Here is a 21025-nt window from a genome sequence, read left to right as displayed (position 1 = left end):
GGACATGGCAAACTCCTTTCGGAGCTTGAATCATCCTTCACCCTGCGCCGCTACAGGTTTATGAGTTTGCGTCCTAGTCATCTGAATCTAAAGTTCGCCACATAGGGATTTCTGCGTTTTCTGGCAGAACCGCTTGACGGAGGCGAGGATTTCGTCGGCTGATTTGACCCATGTGTAGGGTTTCGGGTTCTCGTTGTGGGCCTCGATGAAGGTGTCTACAGAACGCGGGGCTATTCGGACTGAGAAATCTGAGACACTTCCTCGATGGATCGGCTTGCGCAGATTCCCCCTTAGGGGCCGCCGCCGGCCTGGGCCACCCGTCAGCACTTTCCCCCGTGTCCGAAAATCCGACAGCAGGCCAATCGCAATTTCCTTCAGAGGAGATCGTGAATCACAAAATTAGTAGGCCCCGAGCCTACGGTTTTTGCGGCCGGCCAGCTTCCTCATTGCGCGAGCGCGTCGGTAACAAGCTTCATGGGATGGACAGCTCGGGTGGAACTGAACCGCTCCACCTGGCACCGGCAGGAAAAGCCGGTGGCCAGGATCTCGTCTTCGCCCGAAGCCGGCTGTGCCCAGCTTGCATCGAAGAGATTGCGGGACATCTGCTGATTGCGCATTTCGTGTCCGAACAGGCCCGCCATGCCGCAACAGCCGGTCTCCACCGGCTGCACGGTCACGCCGATGGCGTCGAATATGTCACGCCAGAGTTTGAGCGTGCCGGGCAGCACCGCCAGTTCGGTGCAATGCGCCATGAGCTTGCGCGACGGCGCCGCAGCGGAGCGGGCCCAGCTGTCCCCGGCGGCAAGGCGGGTGGCGAGAAATTCCTGAACCAGTGCAATCTGCGGCGTTCCGGCATCAAGATGGCGGTATTCCTGCCGCGTCAGCAAGGCGAAGGCCGGATCGACGGCAAGCATCGGCAGGCCGGTCTTCTGCAGTCGCGTGAGGGCGCCGATCTGCCGGCGGGCGCGCGCTTCGTAGCGCTGCCGCAAGCCCAGGACATGCGACGACTTGGCACCGGGCGGCAGCGTGATGATGACGGGCGCGTAGCCGAGCACAACCAGTCCGTCACATACGGCGCCGATGGCCTCGACATCGAACATGATGGTGAAAGGATCGGCCAGAACCAGAACTTCGCCGGACTGGTTCGGAAGCGACCGGTCGTTCCAGTGGTGAACCCGGTGCCCAAGCCTACGGAGGCTGCGGCGAGAAATGGCGGGCGCGTCGCACATGTCGAGGAGGGTAGAGATCCACTTGCCTCCCATCGCCATACCCAGCCGCGCCAGAGGCCGCACGGCGTCGACCAGAGTGGCGCCTGCTTCCAGCATGGTGACCAGATGTTCGCGCAAGGGGCGACGGCGCGTCTGGTAATACTGGTAGAGAAAGGCCGATCTCATGGTGGGAATGCTTACCTGAACCGGACACTGGCTGGCACAGGCATTGCAGCTTAGGCATGTGTTCAGGGCGTCGAATACATCGTCCTCTCGCTCGGCGAGATGCGGGTCCGCGGCCAGCTGTGCCTTTCGCCAGTGCCGAAGCGCATCGGCCCGCCCCTTGGGCGACTGGCGATTATCGCGCGTCGCCTGATAGGAGGGACACATGGGCGTGGTGCGGGCAAAGCCGAGGCAGGCGGCATTGCCATTGCAATGAAAGCTCTTCTCGTAGATGTCGCCCGCCGCATTGCCCTGCCGGAACGGCAAATCCATGATGCCGAGGCGCGGCCGCTCGACGACGACGAGCTTGCCCGGATTGAACCGTTCACAGGGATCGAAAGCACGCTTGACGCGCTGCAGCGCGGCATAGGCTTCCAAGCCCACGAAATCGGGCAGGTAAGTGCCCCTAATGCCCTTGCCGTGCTCGCCCCAGAAAATGCCACCATACGCCTTGCACAGCGCATAGACGGCATCGGACACCGCCTGGAAAACCGCTCTATCCCTGTCCTCGTCCAGATCCAGTGCCGGGCGGACATGCAGGCAGCCGACATCGATATGCCCGTATATGCCATAGGCGAGGCCATGCTCACGCATCAGGGCATCGAAGGCGTCCACGAAGGGCACAAGATGCTCGACCGGAACGACACTATCCTCGATGAAGGCGACCGGCCTGCGACGTCCGTCACGTTTGCTCAGCAGGCCCACGGCTGCGGCACGCACGCCCCACAGGCGCTTCTGCTCGTCGGGATCCAAGGTCATATAGGTGCCCACGACGCCGGGCAGACTGGCGGCGAAGGCGGCAAAACGCTCGGCCTGATCATCCAGTGCCGCGTCGTGCTCGCCCACGAGTTCGACGAATATATGGGAAACGGGCTGCTCGGCCTCGCCCCGGACGATCGGCGGCAGCGCGTCGGTCAGGCCGGCGTCGCGGGCGAGCCGGGAGACCCATTCGTCCATCACCTCGATGGCAAGCGGCTCATGGGTGAGGATGCCGGCACTGGCCAGGAGAGCATTTCGGAAGCTGTCGAAAGCGACCACGACGAGCCGATTGTGCTTCGGTGTGGGAACGAGGCGCACGCGGATGCGCGTCACCATCCCCAGCGTACCCTCCGCCCCGAGAAACAGGCGCCACCACTCGAGCGTGTTCCCGTCGGGCCGGGCGCGCTCGAGATCGTAACCGGTAAAGCGCCGGTTGATGCGGGGCGTATGGGTGATGAGCGCATCGCGTCCGGCATCGCAGGCGCTGGCCAGTTCAGCCAGCAGCGGCCCGGCCCAGTCCGGTGGCGGCTCCAGGCTGCTGAGATGGCGGCCGCCCTCCAGAACCACGGACAGGCCGACTATATTCTCGCTGGTCTTGCCATAGATGCGCGACCCCTTGCCCGATGCGTCCGTGCCCACCATGCCTCCGATGGTGCAGCGGGTTGCAGTCGAGGTATTCGGCGCGAACAACAAGCCCTTGTCGGCCAGGGTCGCGTTGAGTTCATCGAGAACGATGCCGGGTTCGACCTCCGCCCAGCCTTCATCGACATTGACCGCCAGAACTCGCGTCATGAAGCGCTGGAAATTGACGATGACACCGCGATTGAGGCTCTGCCCATTGGTACCGGTGCCACCCCCACGCCCCGTTATGGGCAGGTCACGAAAACGGGGTTCCGCCATCGTTGCGAGCAGCAGAATGACATCGTCCTCATCGCGCGGGGCGACAACGAGGTCGGGCATCAATTCATAGACACTGTTATCCGTCGACATCGCCGCACGGGCAGCGTGATCGCGCGAGACGTCGCCGCGAAAGCCCTTGTCGAGCAGGACCTCGCGAAGCGTCGTGAACGGATCGGCGACGATGGTTTGAAGGTGGTCGATGGGGGCTGAAACGGGCATGGGCGGATTGAAGCACAGCCATATAATTCGTAAAAGTTGAATATTATGAAGAGTGATTCGATAAAAACGAACATCAGCATTCGCCATTTGAGAGCAGCCATCGCCGTCGCGGAACTGCGCTCATTCACCCGTGCGGCGGAATTCCTGCATGTGGTGCCCTCGGCCCTGACCGAGACGATCAGGCAGCTGGAAGCCGATAGTGGCGTTTCCCTCTTCGACCGCGCCGTGCGTCCGGTCTCCCTCACCCCCGCGGGCACGGAATTGATCGCGCGCGCGCGTCGGATCGTTGCCGATTTTGATACGGCCATGCTGGAAATGCGCCGGCTGGGGGGGCTGGCCAGCGGCGCGGTGCGGGTCGGCGCAGCGCCGTCCATGGTGCGCTATCCCCTGTTGCCCGCCATTGCCAGCTTTCGGGCACGGCATCCCGCCGTGGAGGTAACGGTATTCGACGACATCGCCGGCCGGCTGGGTGCGATGGTCAGGGACCGGACCATCGATTTCGCCTTGGCAGAACGCTGGCACGAAACCGACGAGCTGACCTATCAGCCCCTGCTCAACGATCCATTCGTGCTTGTCTGCCACAGCGACCATCCCCTCGCCCGAGAGCGCGCTGTGGCGCTGTCCGCGATCCCCGAGGACGACATGATCATGCTTGCCACCAGCACCGGCATCGGCAAGCTGCTGGCAGGCGACGGCATTCTGCCGTCCCGCTTTCATGGCGGCACATTGCGCGCCCACAGCACCATTTCGCTGCTGATCATGATTTCCCAGGGTATGGGCCTGGCGCTCATGCCGCGGTTGGCCGCATCGGTTCTGCAATCGCCGCAAATCGTACAGGTGAAGCTAAAGGACCTCTCCCTCGAACGGGAGCTCTGCATCGTCACGAGCACCCGGACCAGCCTGACACCGGCTGCAACGACCCTGCTGGCTTATCTGAAAGACAGTCTGGAATCCGGCGAGGCGCCACGCTTCAACCCGAGCGGTCGAATCGCGGGGCGCGGCCGAAGCGGAGCCGGTAGGCGCGCGAAAAATGCGCCGGAGAGGTAAAGCCGCAGGCCAGCGCCACCCCGGTCACATCCATGGGAGAATGCTTGAGCAGGCGCCTCGCACGATCCAGCCGGAGATCGGCATAGTAACGGATCGGGCTGACGCGGAAATGCTGCTCGAACAGCCGCTCCATCTGCCGTAACGAAAGCCCCGCCTGATCGGCCACACGGGTGATCGAAAGCGGCGTTTCGACGTGCTCCTCCATCACCGCGACGGCGGCAAGCAGGCCAGGATGAGGCACGCCCAGCCTTTCGCGCAAATTTAGGCGCTGCTTGGCATCGGCCCGCCGCATGTCGCCATAGACGAAGTTCTCGGCCACCAGCGCCGCAAGACTGTCGCCTTCGAGCTGGCGGATGATCTGAAGCATCATGTCGAGCGCAGCGATTCCGCCGGCGCAGGTCGCGAGCCGTCCGTCTATGACGAAAATGCCGTTTTCCACTGCGGCGCCAGGGTACTGCTCGCGCAGGGCGCCGAGGTAGTCCCAATGGGTGGTACAGCGCCGCCCGTCCAGCAAACCCGCCCGCGCGAGAAGAAAACTCGCCGTGCTGGCGGCAGCAATGAGGCTGCCGCGTGTCCGCGCCGCGCGCAGATAATGCAGGATACGCTTGTCGCTATAGGTGGTGTCTTCCTGGCCACCACAGACCAAGACCATATCCTCATTCCAGCGCGGGTCGGGCGTGCCGATCGGCAATGTCTGGTTGACCATACCGCCGCTGGTATGGACCTCGCCGCCAGCGGGGCTAAGCAGACGCCAGGCAAAGACCTCCCGCCCCGCCACCCGGTTGGCGCCGCGCAAAGGCTCGGTCAGGGCCGCGAAGGACATCAGCGAATGTCCGGGCAGGAGCAGGATAGTGGCGAAATGTGTCATCGGGACCGACCGGAGAAGCGAATTTTCTACCAGCGAAAGACGCAAAGAAGATGGCGATTCGACTGCGCGTGGTCCGCACCGATCCAGCTATGTTGCTGGCTCAATTCCCGACGAGAACACAGATGACTCAAGATCTCCATTCCTTCCTCACCACTCTGCGCTGGCAAGATCTCCCCCCTGACGTTCAGCTTATGGCCGAGCGCTGCCTGCTCGACCTCATCGGCACGGCTGCGGCGGGCAGGCGCACAGATCTCGCCAAAATCATCTGCGGACATGCGGCGCGAATGTTCGGCAGCAGCGAGCCCGCCCATAGCAGCCGCATCCTGTTCGACGGGCGCAAGGCGAGCTTGGCCGGGGCTGCATTGGCCGGCGGCATGACCATCGACAGTTTCGATGCTCATGACGGGCATGTGCTCACCAAGGGCCATGCCGGCTGCGCCATCCTGCCCGGCCTTCTGGCGATGGCCGACCGTGCCGATACCAGGATGAGCGGCGCGGAATTTCTTACAAGCCTCGTCATTGGCTACGAAGTCGCCATTCGTGCAGGCATCGCCCAACATCGCATCTGTTGCGACTATCACACGTCGGGCGCCTGGAACGCATTGGGCGTCGCCGCTCTGGCAGCGCGGGCGCTCAGGCTCGACCGCACGGCTCTGGCGGAAGCCTTGGGTATTGCAGAGTATCATGGCCCCCGCAGCCAGATGATGCGCTGCATCGATTTTCCCACCATGGTCAAGGATGGCTCTGGCTGGGGCGCCATGACCGGCATTAGTGCCGCTTATCTCGCCGCGGACGGCTTTACCGGCGCCCCCGCTTTGGTTTGGGAAGACGAGGCAGCCGCCGATCTCTGGAGCGATCTGGGACAGCGCTGGCGTATTCTCGAACTCTATTTCAAGCCCCATCCGGTTTGCCGCTGGGCGCAGCCGGCGGTCGAGGCCGGACTGTCGCTCATCCGGGCCCACAAGCCCGATCCGGCCATGATCGAGCGGATCGAGGTGGAAACCTTCGAGGCTGCCGTGCGACTCGATCAGGCCCGCCCCGCCAATACCGAACAGGCGCAATATAGCCTACCCTTCCCACTGGCGGCGGTGACGGTGCATGGAACGCTGCGCCCGGAGGCGATCACGCACGAAGGCCTCAACGATCCGGCGGTGCAGGAAATGAGCGCGCTGGTCCACCTGCGTACCGACCCGGCAATCGAAGCCCGCTTCCCGGCCGAGCGGCTCGCTCGCGTGACCTACGTGCTGCGCGACGGTACCCGTCTCACCAGCGAGACCCTGCCGGCGCGCGGCGACGCGGAACGTCCGCTGAGCGACGACGAAATCCTCGCCAAATTCCGCGAATTGAGCGGAGCGCTCGGCGCGCCGGACCGTGCCCGGGCCATCGAAGCAGAAGTCGGCACGCTGGCGGAACGCGCCGATGTTTCGGCGCTGCTCGATCTGATCTTCGCGCCGATTGCCTGACGAACCGAATGTGGCGGGACCCGGTCCCGCCGCATTCGTCCTATTCTTCACTCCGGAAAACCAATTCGTCGCCCTCATAGGCCTCAAGCCGGTTGGTGTAGACGAAGCCCGCTTCTGTGTGGCGCATGGTGGTGCGGATCTCGGTGCGGACCTGCCAGTCCGCGCGGCCCAGCGTCATGGTCCAGTCCGCCTCGATCCAACCGGAGAGCGGATCATCCGGATGGATGCCGTAACGCTCCTCGCACCGGCGACCGACTTCGAGCCCATGCGGATCGAGCCGCTGCAAACCGTCATCGACGACCACAGTCAACACTTCCGCCCCGGTGATGAAATCCCGCGTCAGCCGGCGCTGCATCTGGCTCGGCCGCAGCTGCACGCGTGGATTGGGGCGTGCCGCGACAGGGGGGGGGAAACTGACCTTCGTCCCCGCCAGGGCATCGCGGTCAAGCTGCGGCAGAGACAGGGCGCAATCGGCCAGCTCTAGCGACAGCGCGGCCCGCCCTGGCACCGGCCAGACAGTGGGCCAATAAGTAGTAGAAAGTGCAAGGCGGATACGCCGCCCCGGCTGGAAGCGATAGGCCGTGTCACAGAGCTTGACTTCGATATCCACCATTTCGTCTGGCACGAGCGGCCGGGCGACATCGAAGCCGTCGCGATGGGCGAGGTTGAGAACACCATAGGTGACGCGGGCCGAGCGTCCGGTTTCATCGACCTCATTAAGTCGGGCAATGATCTGGCCGTAGGGTGCCGACGACGCCACGCGCAGGCGCAGGCGTGGCGTGCCCACAATTTCGACTGCCTCGGACAAGGGTTCGGTATCGAACACGACCGAGAGCCCGTCTTCAACGGCCTGGTCGGCCGGCTGGTCGGCGCAGGCGCCATAGGCGCACCATTCCCCGGCGGTCCAGCCCATGGTCTGCGGCGTGTCGACGCGAACCACCGCCGCGTCTTCCGTACGTCCGGCATGCAGACGGCCCGACTGAAGGTGGAGTTGCAGGCATTCACCGGCTTCGACGCGATCAAGCCCAAGCCAACGACCCGGGCGGGTATGGTGATCGGCGGCGGGGGGCAGGTCCTCCTGCATCCAGAGGCGCAGAAGCGGCTCATCCATGATGCCGCTCGGTTTGTCCTTCAGCCAGTGGTCCCACCAGCGCACGCATTCCTGCAGAAAGCCGATAGCAGGACCGGGGACTGCAGTTTGCGGATAGTCGTGTCCCCACGGACCGATGATGCCGAGCCGAGGCGATTGCAAACCCTTCAGCAGTCGTGGAACGGCATTGGTATAGGAATCGGCCCAGCCGCCGACCGCGAGGACGGCGCATTCGATCTGGCTGAAATCCTCACAGACCGATCCATGCTGCCAATACTGGTCCCGGTAGGGATGGGCCGTCCATTCGCGCACGAAGAGGCGAGCATTCTCGAGCCGCTCCAGCCATATCCGCTTCCAGTCCGGACCGATCAGCAATGGATCGGGCGGCCGGGTAAGATCGGCATAGAGCGTCTGCGACCAGGTAAAGTTCGAGCTGAGCTGGCTGCCTCCCATATAGTGGACGTCGTCGGCGTAGCGGTCGTCGGTTGAGCCGACGGTGACGATTGCCTTGAGCGCCGGCGGTCGATGGGCGGCGATCTGGAGGCCGTTGAACCCGCCCCAGGAGATGCCGATGATTCCCACCGCGCCACTGCACCAGGTCTGTCGGCAGAGCCAATCAACGATGGCGAGCCCATCGGCATGTTCCTGCGCAGTATATTCGTCGGTCAGCACACCTTCGCTGTCACCGGAGCCGCGCAGGTCGACACGAACGGATGCGTATCCATGCCCGGCGAACCAGGGGTGCATCATCTCGTCTCGTCGCGCCATGGCATCGCGCTTGCGATAGGGGATGAATTCGAGAATGGCCGGCACGGGCCGGTCCTCGGCGTCGACCGACAACCAAGCGCGAGCAGCCAGCCGGACCCCGTCCGGCATCGGAATCCACAAGTTCTCGATTTCTCGTGTCCGGACGGGAAAGCTGTCCTGGAAGGTCACCATCAAATGGCTCCTATGGCGAAATGGATCAGGGGGCGTGATAGATGTCGCAGCGCAGCGCCCCGCCATAGCCGTGTTCGGCCCGGTAGGCGGCGAAGTCGTCCGGAGCCACCCGGGCAAAGACCAGATCGTCCGCGCGTTCTGCGGCGCGGACCAGAACCTGTCCGTCGGGGGCGGCCAGCGTACTCTCGCCCAGAAAGACCGCACCATCCACGGCGTCGGCTCGGTTGCAGAAGGCGAGGAAGATCCCGTTCTCATAGGCGCGCGCCGGCACCTGCGCATGGGGCACGACCGAATAGGGCTGCGACGTTGCGCTGCCAGCTAGAATGAGGTCGACGCCGCGACGGGCCAGATCCTGGGCGGCCTGGGGCTGGTCGAGATCGAAACAGATGAGCAATCCCACGTGTAATCCATGCCGCTCTACAATTTCGGGGCGTTCGACACCTGGCCGGAATACCGCCTTCTCGTAATCACCCCAGAGATGAAGCTTGCGATAATTGGTAACGGCGGTGCCATCAGCTGCCAGCCAGAGCATGGAATTGTAGATCACGTCATCGGCGGCTTCGCCATAGCCGATGACGAGGTCGATGCCGGACGCCCTGGCTATTGGCGCAAGGCGCGCGACCAGCGCATCCCGATGGAGTGCACGCGCCCGGCTGCGTGCCGGATCGCCATAGCCGCCCCATTCGAGTTCGGGCAGCAAAAGCAGGTTGGCCCCGCCTTCGCCGCCCCGGGCGGCAAGATCCCCGATACGGCGCAAGTCATCGGCCTCGGATGGGCTGGTCGCCGTGCTCTGGGCTAAAGCAAGGGTCAGGGACGCCCTGGTGCTCACGCCGCCTTGCCGCCCGTCACCTCGAAAAGTCGCTCCCGCGACAGGCAGGAGCCGCCGCCGTCGGCACCGCGAACGGCCAGCGCCGGCGCACCGGTTTCGAGGAAGAGATTGAGAGCGTCGTAAAGGCTTGCGCCCTGCGGTAGTTCGCGCGCGCCCTCGCAGGATCCGGGCCCGGTATGGTCGACTGCCTTGAGCGTCTGCAGCAGCTTTATCATCCGTCCCTCGCCCAGAAGGCTCGCAACGAAGGGCGTCGAGGGATGCAGTAGCATTTCGGTGGGCGAGGCATCCATTACGATCTTGCCGGCCTGCATGACCACGACCCGATCCGCAAGCCGCACCGCCTCTTCCATGTCATGGGTGACGATGACGATGGCCTTGCGCAGCTTGCGCTGGATTTCGAGAATTTCGTTCTGCAGGCTGGCTCGCGTGATGGGGTCGAGGGCCCCGAAGGGTTCGTCCATGAGCAGGATGGGCGGGTCCACCGCCAGCGCACGCGCCACACCGACCCGCTGCTGCTGGCCGCCGGACAGATCGAACGGCCGGCGGTCGCGGAACTCGGCGGGGGGCAGATGCACCAGCTCGAGCAATTCATCGACGCGGCGATGGATCCGCTCCTGGTCCCAGCCGAGCAGGCGCGGCACGATGGCAATATTGGCGGCCACCGTCATATGCGGGAAGAGGCCGACATGCTGGATGACGTAGCCAAGTGAGCGCCGCAATTCGAGCAGCGGCAACGACCGGACGTCCTTACCGTTGACGAGGATGGCGCCAGCGGTCGGCTCAATCAGACGGTTGATCATTTTAAGCGTCGTGGTCTTGCCGCAGCCCGAGGCCCCGATTAGCGCCACAGTCTCGCCCTGATGCACCTTGAGGTCGATCTGGTCGACGGCAGGGCGAAGTTTGGCCGAGAAGCTCTTGCTTACGGACTGGAACTCGATGGCGATGCCGGTCATGGACGGGCTCCCGTTGCCCGGAGCGCGCGGCGCTCCAGAAAGATCATGATCTGGTTGACGACGATGGCGAGAAGGGCCGAGATACCCGATCCGACCAGAAGCGCATTGCTGTCCATTCGGGCGATGCCCTGCAGGATCAGCGTGCCGAGGCTCTCGACGCCGATATAGGCCGTCAGCGTGATCACCGATACCAGCATGATGGCCGAGATGCGCATGCCGGCAAGAATGACGGGAAGGGCGCTGGGCAGCTCGACCTTGAAAAGAATCTGGCGGTCGGACATGCCGATGCCGCGTGCCGCCTCGGTCATTTCCTCGCGCACATTGCGCAACCCGCTCATCGTATTCTGCATAACGGGCAGGATGCCCTTGACCAGCAGCGGCACCAGCGCGCCGGTATAGCCGATGCCGAGGAAGGGGATTGCGAGCGCGAGCAGCACGATCTCCGGGGTCGCCTGAAGCACATTGACCACGGGCAGGATGAAGCGAAGCGCGCGTAGCCGCTCGATCAGGATGCCAGAAACGACTCCGAGCAACGCGGCTGCGGCAAAAGCGACGAGAAAGAGCACGATATGGCGGATGGTGAGATCGACGATCATGCCGCCGAAAATCTCGAAATATTGCACTATGGACATCAGGCTGCCCTCTCGACCCGCGTGCCGGTGCGGCGACCGAGCACCTTTTCGAGCTCCTTGAGCCCCAGATCGGCCGCCAGCGCCATGATGACGACGGGAATGGACCCCGCCAGCACGACCTGTGGCGAGACGGTGGAGATGCCACGGAAAATGAGGTCGCCCAGCCCGCCAGCGCCGATCAGCGAGGCCAGCGTGCCGATGCCCACGGCATTGACCACGGCCAGCCTGATGCCGCCCGACAACACGACAAGCGACAGGGGGAGTTCGACGCGCAGCAGCATCTGGACCGGTCCCATGCCGAGCCCCTTCGCGGCCTCCCGCACGGCTGGCGAGACATTGATGATGCCGGTGTAGGTGTTCTGAACGACGGGCAGTAGCGAATAAAGCGTCACCGCCACCACGGCAGGAACGAGCCCCAGACCGAAGATAGGGATCATCAACCCGAACATGGCCAGCGTCGGCACGGTGTAGATCAGCGCCACCGTCCCCAGGATCAGAGGCTGCAGCAGCCGCACCTTGGTGGCGAGGATGCCGAGCGGGATGCCGAGTACGATGGCGAAGGCCAGCGACATACCGCAGATCTCGATATGACGCAGGGTGATCGCGACGATCCGATCGAAATTATTGATGATGTAATCCATGCCGCTCCATCCGGACGCGCGGACTGCCCCGAAAAGGGGGAATGAAGGGCCACGCCGGCGCGGCCCTTCCGGTTCTTAGTCGATGACACCGATTTCCCGGAGATACTCCTCGGCGACAACTTCGAGCGGAATGTTGTCGATGTCGGCGCGCGCGTTGAGGCGAACCTGTGTCACGGTATCGAGATTGCCGATGACATCGTCGATGGCCGGCCCGATCTCGGGATGACGGTCCAGCAGATCCTGACGCACCGTGATCGCGGCATTATAGGCCGGGAAGAAATACTTGTCGTCGTCGAGCACCGTCAGGCCGAGCTTGCCGATGCGGGCGTCGGTGGCAAAGGCGACGATCACGTCGACCTGGCCGGCATCCACGGACGTATACATGAGCCCGATATCCATGGGCTTGATCGATCCGAACTCGAAGCCATAGGCTTTGACCAATCCGGGATAGCCATCCAGCGGTCGGGCCGCGAATTCCACCGAAGACCCAAGGGACAGATCCGCCGCATGCGGTTCGAGACCCGAGATGCTCGACACGTCCATTTCAGTGGCGCGCTCGCTCTTGAGCGCCAGCGCATAGGTATTGTTGAACTTGGTCGGGGCGCGCCAGACGATGTCGAACTTCTCGGCATACTGCGACTTCACGCGGTCGTAGGCTTCGCCAGGATTGGTCAGCGGATCCTCACGGAGCACATTGGCCAGCGCATCGCCGGTATAGTCGGGGAAGATATCGATCGCACCCTGGATGATGGCCTGCTGGCCGATGGCGGTGCCACCCAGATTGGGCGAAAGCTCGACTTCCAGACCTAATTTCTTTTCGACGATCAGGGCAGCCATGTGGCCGAGCATGGCCTGTTCGGTTTGGTTCGGGAAGCCGACCCGGACCGGCTGCTCCTGCGCGAGGGTGCCCGACACCATGCCAATGGCCAAGAAGCCGGCAATGGCTGCTTTCAGGCCCATTCTTTTGTGTGACCTTGTCAATCTAGTCTCCCTTTGTGTTTGGGGTTTGCTGTTTAGGCGGGCAGAGTCGCCACGCGGTCATCCGGCCCGTTTCCCGGCGGAAGCGCTTTCGGCCGCGGAATGGCCATGTCCCATTCCCGGCGGAAGATCGGCGCCTCGTCCTCAAAGGCTTCGAGCACGGCGCGGAACCGATAGTCTTCGCCCTCGAAGCCCAGGCTGGTTCGGGACTCGATCCGCACATTCCAGTCCGGCCTCTGCATGGCTGCCAGCCGCGACGTCTCGGAGAGGGCGGATGCCGGGTCCCGCCAGGGCATGCGATAGCTTTCCGAGCCCAACGCGCGCAGCGTCAACGCCACATCACCGAGTTCGACTGCACCGAGATTGCGTACGACCTCGACGCTTGTTTCTTCGCGCTCGAGCTGCCGGGTCACTGCGATACGACCGCGCGCCGGCGCGACGGCCTGGCGCGCCTCGGGATAAGCAGGCACCACCGCCGTACCTAAAGCCGGCGGCGCGGCAGCGTTGTCCGCATCAAGGAGCGGCAGGAGAAGGCGGGCCGAGTGGAGGCGTACGGTCGCGGGGCCCGGACTGCCCACGGCGAGAGGCCAATAGGTCGTGGCTATGGACAGCCTGAGGCTGTGACCGGCGGGAATCTCATAGCCGGCGTCGTTGAGGCGCAGTATGACCGCGAAGGGGGCGCCGGGCACCATGCGCCGCGGCCCCGAATAGTCATCCGACAGAGCAAGATTGGCCAGACCGTAGGTAATGCGACGGCTGCTGCCGTCGGGCGCAACTTCGTTGAGGCGCACGGCAATCATGCCTTCCGGGCGGTTGCAATCAAGACTGAGCTCGACCTCGGATCCGCCAAGCAGGGTCAGCGTTTCGCTCAGAACCGCCATGTCGAAAGTGGCTGACAGGGCATCGTCGCCACGCTGATCAAAAGGCATGTCGGACCCCCAGCCATAGGGGCACCATTCGCCCGACGCCGTACCCGTATCGGCTGGCGACGAGATCGTCGCCAGCGTGCCCTGCCCGCTTACCGGGTGGGTAGCGAGCACGCCGCCCGGCGCCGCCACGAGCGCGAGACGTTTCGCATCAGCGGGCGGCCACTGACGCTGCCCGATCCAGTCTCCCCTGCGCTCGACATAGGCCGGGCGCGGCGGTTCCGATTGCTGAATCCAGGCGGTGAGCATTGGCTCGTCCATGAGTCCGGTATCACGGCCCTTTAGCCAGTGATCGAACCAGCGGGCGAGATAGGCGATGAAGTCGATGGACGGACCGGGCGTCGCAACGTGCGGATAGGCGTGCCCCCATGGTCCGATCAGGCCCTTGCGCGGCCCCTTGAGGCCCGAAAGCAGGCGCATGACCGCATTGGTATAGCCATCCGCCCAGCCGCTAACGGTCAGGACCGGCACCTCGATCTGCCCGTAATCCTCGCAGACGCTGCCCGAACGCCAATAGGCATCGCGCGTCGGATGCTGCATCCAGCGCGCTGCCGGCGGCTCGACAACCGCGAGGCGATCGAGCCACATCTGCCGCCAGCGCGGGCCGACGATCTCGGGGTCCGGCGGTGTTCCCAGCCAGGTGAACAGCGTCGCCCCATACTGCAAATTGTCGTTGAGCAGGCAGCCGCCCATATAATGCATGTCGTCGCGATAGCGGTCATCCGATGCGCAAACCGAGACTACGGCCTTGAGGGCCGGCGGTCGGCAGGCTGCGACCTGGAGCGAATTGAATCCGCCCCAGGAGAGGCCCATCATCCCCACCTGTCCGTCGCACCAGTCCTGCTCCGCCATCCAGGCGATGACCTCGCAGGCGTCCTTCCATTCGGGCGCGGTATATTCGTCATACAGCAGCCCATCGCTGTCGCCGGAGCCGCGCATGTCGACCCGCACGCATACATAGCCCCGGGCCGCCAGGGCCGGATGGGTGAAGGCGTCATCGTTGCGATGGCGGTCGCGCCGGCGATAGGGGATGAATTCGAGGATGGCGGGGAGAGGCTCGGTAACGCCAGCGGGGCGCCAGGTCCGCGCCGCGAGGCGACAGCCGTCCGAAAGGGGAATCCAGACCGTTTCCTCGCTTTCAACCTGCGTCAATGCGCATCCCTTTCTCACGGGCGATGGCGGCGCCGGCGCGATCCGCATCCGGCGCAGAACCGACTTCCGATGTGCCCTTTATCGAAACCGACCGATCCGAATGCTGGTTGGCCCCGCGCTCCGATCGCCACATCTTCATCTTGCAAGCCTAGCAGCTTGAGACAGTCCAGCTTTCCGAGAGATCGCCAATAACTATCAAATGATCGACACGCCCCATGCCCCACCCGGTGGCGTGGCCCAAGCTGCACATGCCCTCCCACGGGGGAAGGGAGAGGAGCCCGGACAGCATTGCGCGCACATCATGGCGACTCTTTGATAGTTCTTGGCGATCCGCTGGAATGCGGATCGCAGAGGTTTCTCTAGGTTCGGGAGTTGACCAAAGGAGCATTCCGGTGACGCAGTTGATTGATGCCCACGTCCATTTCTACACGGCGCGGGATCTGGCACGGGCCGCCGGCCCGAAACCCTATAGCATGCCGGCGCCGCATACGCTGACCGACTATCTCGACACCCTGATCGATGCCGGTATCAAGCCGGAGCTGGTGCATAATGCGCATCTGTCGATCCTGCCCGATTCCGAAAACGTCTTTGCGTCATTTCACGAGCTGGACACGCTGCAGAAAGCCTTTCCAGCCCGATATGGCGGCATTGCCATTACCGGCACGATTCTGGCGGATCCGGCCTATGCTACGTCCGAACGCCTCGCCCATCCCCGGGTCAAGGGCATACGCGTCGTATTGCACGACACCCGCCTGGAAGACGTCCCGGGCAGCCTATGTGCCGGTCAGGACTGGAATGCCCTACTCGGCCGGCTGCGGTCCGATCAGCATCTGCATGTCTATGCCAAGGATCCGCGCGTCAATCTCGTCGTGCTGCGCCGCATACCTGACCATGTGCCCTTGATCATCGACCATCTGGGCACCTGCCATCCCGAGCGCGGAACGGACGACCCGGGCCACATTGCGTTGGTTGATTCAGCGCGGGCGCGCGGCAATACCGTTTTCAAAGGTCCCGGCTACCGAACGGCGACCAACGCCGAGGTCACCCTGCCCTTCCTACTGCGCATTCTCGACGCTCTCGGCCCGGACCAGATCCTGCTTCAGGCCAGTGACGCTCCCCATGTCGGGCTTGATCAGTCCGGACGCCCCTATGGCGACCAGCTGACGCCGCTGACGGCTCTCGAATACACCGCCCGTCTGGCCGGATTGGCAGCCAGTGCGACGCGGCTTGCGCCCCAGAGCATTTTGCAGGGTGCGCGATCCTGGATAAACCCAATGCCAATGAAAGCACCGTCATGACTCAGTTGATTGAAGAAGAATTCACGTTCCCGGTGACCTATGGCAACACCACGCTGCAATTGCGCGGCTTCGTGTTTCGTCCAGCCGAGGCGGACAAGAGCCTGCCCCCTTTCATCTTCAATTCGGGCTTCACCGGCGGCGTGGCGATGTATGGCCAGCTGTTCGGCCGCACCATGGCGGCCCGCGGCTACAATGCCGTGACCTATGACGTTTCGGGCTTCTTCTCCAATCGCGACGTCCGCAATACGAGCAAGGCGGGCGACGTAACGGTGACCAATGTCAGCCTGGAAGATCAGACGATCGAGCTTCTTGCGCTCATCGAGTGGACGCGCCAGCGCTTCGGCGCGGCGCCGGCCGTTGCCTCCTGGGCCATGGGTGCGGTGGCGAGCCTCGCCGCCGTTTCCGAACTGGCCCGTTCGGATCGCGAGCAGATCGCCTATTATGTGCCGATGAGCTATACGCGCCTCAGCGCCCTGCAGAATTTGCGCGCCGATGCTGTTGGAGCCCATCTCGCCATTTCCGCGCTGGCCGACGATGCGGCAATTCCGCCCTTCGATACCGGCACGGCAGCGACACAGACCGGCTTTTATCCGCTCGACCCGGCGACGCAGGACTATACCGATGTGCAATTGGGCAAGTATACGGAAGTGGGCAAGGTCGACCGCTGGCCGGGCTGCTCGCATGTCACCGCCCTTTCCTACAAGAGCTATGTGACCTTCGACCCCGAAAGCGACCTGGCGGGCATCGCCAGCGATTTCCCTCCGGCACTGATCATTCACGGCATCGCCAACAGCCTGCATATGCCGTCTGAATCCGTCCGCCTGCACCAGGTCTATCCGGGCCTCAAAGGCGATGCCCCCGTGCTCATCGACGACATGAAGCATGGCCAGCAGCTCGAGGACGGCAACCCGATCTTCGAAACGCTCATCGGCAAAATCGACGAGGCCATCCGGGCGGCCCACGGCTGATCCGATCTCCCGCCGTCACCCCATCGTCACGTCCCCGGCCCAGCCGGGGACGTCCTGCCTTTTGTCGAACTTGCATTGCCGCGCCAGAGAACCGAGATAGAAGCAGATAGGGGACAAGCGACCCCGCCCTTCACGATCCGGCAGACCATGACAGCGCGAGAGCAGGACGGGGGTAACGATCCCGAGACGGACGAAACCAATGGTCTTCGACCCGTCAGTGTCGGCTTTTTGGTTTTCCCTGATTTCTCGCTGATGGCCTTTTCCTCGGCGAGCGAACCCCTGCGGGCGGCGAACCGACTGGCCGGCAAGACGCTCTACGAATGGCGGCTGCTGTCATCGGCCGGGGGCGAGGTCCCCTCAAGCAGCGGTTTCAACTTTCCGACCCTGTCCATCGGCGAAGTCCCCGCGTTCGACCGACTCCTGGTCGTGGCGAGCCTGGGCATCGAAACGCTGCGCGACCGGCACGTCATGGCCTTTCTCCAGCGCGTTGCACGGGAAGGCAAACCGCTGGGCGCCATCAGCACGGGCACATTCGTGCTGGCGCGCGCCGGCTTGCTGGCCGACCATCGCTGCACATTGCACTGGGAATCCATCCCCCAGTTCGCCGAGGAGTTTCCCGACATCCAGGTCAGCCGCGAGATCTATGTCCGCGACCGCAATCGCTGGACCTGCGCGGGCGGCATCGCCGCCATCGACCTGACACTAGATCAGATCCGGACCGACTATGGCAGTCTGCTGGCCTCCGAGGTCGCCGACCAGTTTCTTTACCACCGCATAAGGGGAGCCGAGTCGCTTCAGCGCACGCAGATCGAATGGCGTTACGGCATCAACAATAGCCGCATCAGCGCCGCCATCGCTTGCATGGAAGCGAACATCGAAAATGTCGTCGACATTTCAGAGATCGCCCAACGCTGTAACCTGTCACTGCGGCAGATGGAGCGCCTCTGGCATCGCCACTTGAACATGACGCCGCAGAAATTCTATCTCGCCATCCGCCTCAAAGAAGCACGCAAGATGCTGCGCGAGAGCAGCGAGCCAATCGCCGCCATCGCGCTGCGCTGCGGTTTCGTCTCAGCTTCACATATGGGCCAAGCTTACCGTCGGCTTTTCGACCGCAGTCCCGGCGAAGAACGAAAACTGATGATCAGATCATAGATGCGCCTCAAATGAGGAGCGTCTTCCGATTGTCGGCGGCAGTTAACTATTCCTAGTCGACTGCTCGCTGAGCACATGGACTACATCGACATCGGCCCACCCTGATCGGCAACCCGGGTCCTGACCTGAGAAACTGATCCGGTCCGAGTGCGAATTTTCGGGCACTATCCAGGCGATGGAGGAGTGTCCAAATGCCGAAGAAGCGATTTTCTGACGAGCAGATTGCCTTTGCGCTGAGACGGGCGGAAGCGGGGACGACGGTCGGCGAGATCTGTCGCAAGATGGGCGTTGCGGAAGCCACGTTCTATCGATGGAAGAAGATTTACGCCGGCATGGGCGTTTCGGAGATCCGGCGGCTGAAGCAGCTTGAGGAGGAGAATTCGAATCTGAAGCGCCTGGTCGCTGATCTCACGCTGGACAAGACCATGCTCCAGGATGCGCTGCGAAAAAAGTGGTGAAGCTCGTCCGTCGCCGCGAGGTAGTCCGCCATTACCAGGATATCTTCGCGTTGTCGGAACGCCGTGCGTGCCAAGCCATGGGCTTCGGACGGGCTTCCCATAGATACCAGTCGCGGCGCGATCCCGCAGTGGAACTGCGGATGCGTCTCAAGGAGCTGGCCGAGAGCCGGGTCCGGTATGGGTATCGGCGTCTGCACATTCTGCTGCAAAGGGAAGGCTGGCAGGTGAACCACAAGCGCCTCTATCGGCTGTACAGCGAGGAGGGGCTGAACGATGTCTGGGCCATGGACTTCATGTCGGACAAGCTCTTCGACGGTCGGCCGTTCCGGATCCTGACGATCGTGGATTGCCACACGAGAGAGGCTCTCGCGACCGCTGCGAGGACAAACTTCCGGGCCTACCAGGTCATCGATGAGCTTGACCGGATTGCTCGGGTCAGGGGCAAGCCGCAAAGTATACGGGGCGACAACGGCCCGGAATTTGCCGGGCGGCTGCTCGATCAATGGGCTTACCTCAACAAGGTCGAGCTGGACTTCTCCAGACCAGGTAAGCCAAGCGACAACGCCTATATCGAAGCCTTCAACAGCCGGGTCAGGCAGGAGTGCCTGAATGCTTCCTGGTTCCTGTCAATGGCCGATGCCCGACAACGGATCAACGAATGGAGGATCGACTACACTGAAAATCGGCCGCACTCGGCACTTGGAAACTTGACGCCAAGCGCCTTCGCAGCCCAACTACAACCAGCCCGAAAGGTCGCGTGACGGCCGGACCAAAGACGGGGTGAGTTCCCATCCTCCGTCTTCCTAAACATAACGGCGGACCACTTCAGTGGGGGAGGATCACATCACGATGGGACATTCACCGACAAGAGTGGGCCGATTCTGGGCGCACACCACAAACGCCACACTGCGGTGGCCTAAGCAAGTTACTATATCTCGCATTCTAGGAAATTATAATGAAAGTGGTTGCGGGGGTAGGATTTGAACCTACGACCTTCAGGTTATGAGCCTGACGAGCTACCGGGCTGCTCCACCCCGCGACAGGGACGAGCCGGACGTTTGACCGGATCGTTGTCTGAGAACGGCCGCGACCGACCGTGGCGCTTATGTAGCAACCTCGTGGGCGAATTGCAAACCCCCGCGACACTTTGATCGCACCGGGGGTGGATAAATGGCGAAAGCCTCGATTTGCCGCGGTTTTCCCGACACAATCACGTCATAGAATTCGCCGATACGACTAGCGCCCTGCGAAAAAATTGGGGGAGATGAAGACCTTGCGGGTGTTGGAACTCTACGCGTGCGCCAGCGATCGGGGGCCCGGATCGAGTGCCGGCGCGGTGTCGGTCGTCCCGAGACAACCACGGTGGGCCACGCGTTGAAGGCCCGGGTCGACGTCGCGCGCACGGTCGGCAGTGACGTGCGCGGTGTCATGGACGAATTGCTCCAGGACGCCGTCGCCCTGCTGTCGTCCAGGAAGTGCAACGTCCATGAGGCGGTGCACGACGCGCGCAAGAACCTCAAGGCGTTCCGCAGCTACCTGCGCCTCCTGCGTTCGCTCATCGGCGAGGATTACCGCGCGTTGAACGTCCAGGCCCGCGATGCGGCCCGCACCCTGTCCGGCGCGCGCGACAGCGTGGCGCTGCACGACGCCATAGACCAGGTCGAAGCGTATTTCGCCCATCGCCGCATCCGGCCGGATATCACCGCTCTCCGCAACGCCGCCGACGCGGAAAGCCGCGAAGCCGCCAGCGACGACGTCATCCGCGCGGCGTCCCGGGACGTCGCCAAATTGCTCAAGCCGTGCCGCGAGACGGTCCGCGCCTGGAAGCTGCCCGATGACGCCGATCCCTATGTCGACGGACTGACCGCGACGTACAAGTCCGCGCGCCGGCTTTTGCAGCTCGGCCTCGATACCCGCCTGCCCGTCGATCTGCACGAAGCGCGCAAGCGGGTCATCCACTGGCGCTACCAGATGGATCTGTTCACCAGCCTGTGGCCCCGCGTCCTGAAAGCGACGGTGCGCGAACTGCAGGACTTGCGTGAGGATCTCGGCCAGCACAACGACCTGGTTCTGCTGGAATCGCGCATCCGCGCCGCCGAGGGCGGATTCGAAGGCCTGGAGTCCCCCGAGCCATTCCTGGACTCGATCACCGTTCTGCGCGCACGCCGGGTTCATTGGGCACTCTATCGTCAGGCCCTGCTTTTCTGCGATCACCCCTCGGTCGTCTCCGACCATCTGACAACGTGGTGGAAGGCCGCGCGATCGCGCAAGCACGCGCCGTGAGTTTGCGGCGCGGCTCCAACCGCGGATCAGGCCTCCG

The 21025-nt window shown here is 63.4% G+C and carries 16 protein-coding genes, 1 tRNA gene and 1 pseudogene; 7 read left to right on the top strand and 11 right to left on the bottom strand.

Going from position 1 to position 21025, the window contains the following annotated elements:
* Positions 1–87: 87 nt before the first annotated feature.
* Both ACSF9G_RS16785 and ACSF9G_RS16780 read right to left on the bottom strand, forming a co-directional pair.
* Positions 88–279 (bottom strand): annotated as a pseudogene (locus tag ACSF9G_RS16785) (IS630 family transposase); the annotation flags it as partial.
* 164 nt (positions 280–443) lie between these two features.
* On the bottom strand, positions 444–3395 hold the full coding sequence (locus ACSF9G_RS16780; RefSeq protein ID WP_436643245.1) for an FAD-binding and (Fe-S)-binding domain-containing protein: 2952 nt from the start codon (positions 3393–3395) through the stop codon (positions 444–446).
* On the opposite strand from ACSF9G_RS16780, the gene ACSF9G_RS16775 reads away from it, so the two are divergent.
* Positions 3354–4355, top strand: a complete 1002-nt coding sequence (locus tag ACSF9G_RS16775) for a LysR family transcriptional regulator (protein ID WP_436643244.1) — start codon at positions 3354–3356, stop codon at positions 4353–4355. The genes ACSF9G_RS16780 and ACSF9G_RS16775 overlap by 42 nt on opposite strands.
* On the opposite strand, the gene ACSF9G_RS16770 is transcribed toward ACSF9G_RS16775, so the two are convergent.
* Entirely contained in the window at positions 4279–5223 is a 945-nt protein-coding gene (locus ACSF9G_RS16770; protein WP_436643243.1) for a GlxA family transcriptional regulator, read from the bottom strand. The two genes, ACSF9G_RS16775 and ACSF9G_RS16770, sit on opposite strands and share 77 nt — an antisense overlap.
* Positions 5224–5345: 122 nt before the next feature.
* Here ACSF9G_RS16770 and ACSF9G_RS16765 point away from each other — a divergent pair, with 122 nt between their 5' ends.
* Positions 5346–6686 carry an MmgE/PrpD family protein gene (locus ACSF9G_RS16765; protein WP_436643242.1) on the top strand — a complete coding sequence of 447 codons (1341 nt, stop codon included), beginning with the start codon at positions 5346–5348 and terminating at the stop codon, positions 6684–6686.
* Positions 6687–6726: 40 nt separating this feature from the next.
* Here ACSF9G_RS16765 and ACSF9G_RS16760 read toward each other — a convergent pair whose 3' ends face one another.
* The 7 genes from ACSF9G_RS16760 to ACSF9G_RS16730 all read right to left on the bottom strand — a co-directional run bounded on the left by ACSF9G_RS16760 (position 6727) and on the right by ACSF9G_RS16730 (position 14874).
* The gene (locus ACSF9G_RS16760; protein WP_436643241.1) at positions 6727–8715 is read right to left on the bottom strand and encodes a CocE/NonD family hydrolase; all 1989 of its coding nucleotides are present in this window, start codon (positions 8713–8715) and stop codon (positions 6727–6729) included.
* 25 nt (positions 8716–8740) lie between these two features.
* Positions 8741–9544 carry a nitrilase-related carbon-nitrogen hydrolase gene (locus ACSF9G_RS16755; RefSeq protein WP_436643240.1) on the bottom strand — a complete coding sequence of 268 codons (804 nt, stop codon included), beginning with the start codon at positions 9542–9544 and terminating at the stop codon, positions 8741–8743.
* Entirely contained in the window at positions 9541–10497 is a 957-nt protein-coding gene (locus ACSF9G_RS16750) for an ABC transporter ATP-binding protein (RefSeq protein WP_436643239.1), read from the bottom strand. Before ACSF9G_RS16750 ends, ACSF9G_RS16755 begins: the two co-directional genes overlap by 4 nt.
* Positions 10494–11129 (bottom strand): ABC transporter permease, encoded by a 636-nt coding sequence (locus ACSF9G_RS16745; protein WP_436643238.1) that lies wholly within the window; start codon positions 11127–11129, stop codon positions 10494–10496. The genes ACSF9G_RS16750 and ACSF9G_RS16745 overlap by 4 nt, the downstream gene beginning before the upstream one ends.
* Positions 11129–11770 (bottom strand): ABC transporter permease, encoded by a 642-nt coding sequence (locus tag ACSF9G_RS16740; protein WP_436643237.1) that lies wholly within the window; start codon positions 11768–11770, stop codon positions 11129–11131. The genes ACSF9G_RS16745 and ACSF9G_RS16740 overlap by 1 nt, the downstream gene beginning before the upstream one ends.
* Positions 11771–11845: 75 nt before the next feature.
* Entirely contained in the window at positions 11846–12730 is an 885-nt protein-coding gene (locus ACSF9G_RS16735) for a glycine betaine ABC transporter substrate-binding protein (RefSeq protein ID WP_436643236.1), read from the bottom strand.
* Between the two features lie 53 nt (positions 12731–12783).
* Positions 12784–14874: a CocE/NonD family hydrolase gene (locus ACSF9G_RS16730; RefSeq protein WP_436643235.1), complete on the bottom strand. Its 2091-nt coding sequence runs from the start codon at positions 14872–14874 to the stop codon at positions 12784–12786.
* Between the two features lie 344 nt (positions 14875–15218).
* Here ACSF9G_RS16730 and ACSF9G_RS16725 point away from each other — a divergent pair, with 344 nt between their 5' ends.
* The 4 genes from ACSF9G_RS16725 to ACSF9G_RS16710 all read left to right on the top strand — a co-directional run bounded on the left by ACSF9G_RS16725 (position 15219) and on the right by ACSF9G_RS16710 (position 19466).
* Positions 15219–16124, top strand: coding sequence for an amidohydrolase family protein (locus tag ACSF9G_RS16725; RefSeq protein WP_436643234.1), 906 nt, complete (start codon positions 15219–15221; stop codon positions 16122–16124).
* Positions 16121–17092: an alpha/beta hydrolase family protein gene (locus ACSF9G_RS16720; protein WP_436643233.1), complete on the top strand. Its 972-nt coding sequence runs from the start codon at positions 16121–16123 to the stop codon at positions 17090–17092. Before ACSF9G_RS16725 ends, ACSF9G_RS16720 begins: the two co-directional genes overlap by 4 nt.
* 147 nt (positions 17093–17239) lie before the next feature.
* The gene (locus ACSF9G_RS16715) at positions 17240–18247 is read left to right on the top strand and encodes a GlxA family transcriptional regulator (RefSeq protein ID WP_436643232.1); all 1008 of its coding nucleotides are present in this window, start codon (positions 17240–17242) and stop codon (positions 18245–18247) included.
* Positions 18248–18438: 191 nt separating this feature from the next.
* A protein-coding gene (locus tag ACSF9G_RS16710) for an IS3 family transposase (RefSeq protein WP_436643231.1) occupies positions 18439–19466 on the top strand; the annotation gives its coding sequence in 2 pieces (ribosomal slippage) (positions 18439–18691 and positions 18691–19466; 1029 coding nt in all).
* A 201-nt stretch (positions 19467–19667) separates the two neighbouring features.
* On the opposite strand, the gene ACSF9G_RS16705 is transcribed toward ACSF9G_RS16710, so the two are convergent.
* Positions 19668–19744: transfer RNA gene (locus ACSF9G_RS16705), tRNA-Met, on the bottom strand.
* Between the two features lie 257 nt (positions 19745–20001).
* Here ACSF9G_RS16705 and ACSF9G_RS16700 point away from each other — a divergent pair.
* Positions 20002–20988 (top strand): CHAD domain-containing protein, encoded by a 987-nt coding sequence (locus tag ACSF9G_RS16700; RefSeq protein WP_436643230.1) that lies wholly within the window; start codon positions 20002–20004, stop codon positions 20986–20988.
* Positions 20989–21025 lie beyond the last annotated feature (37 nt).

The organism is Microbaculum mangrovi (assembly GCF_051390635.1).
Lineage (GTDB): Bacteria > Pseudomonadota > Alphaproteobacteria > Rhizobiales > Tepidamorphaceae > Microbaculum.
This window is presented reverse-complemented; position numbering and strand designations above follow the sequence as displayed.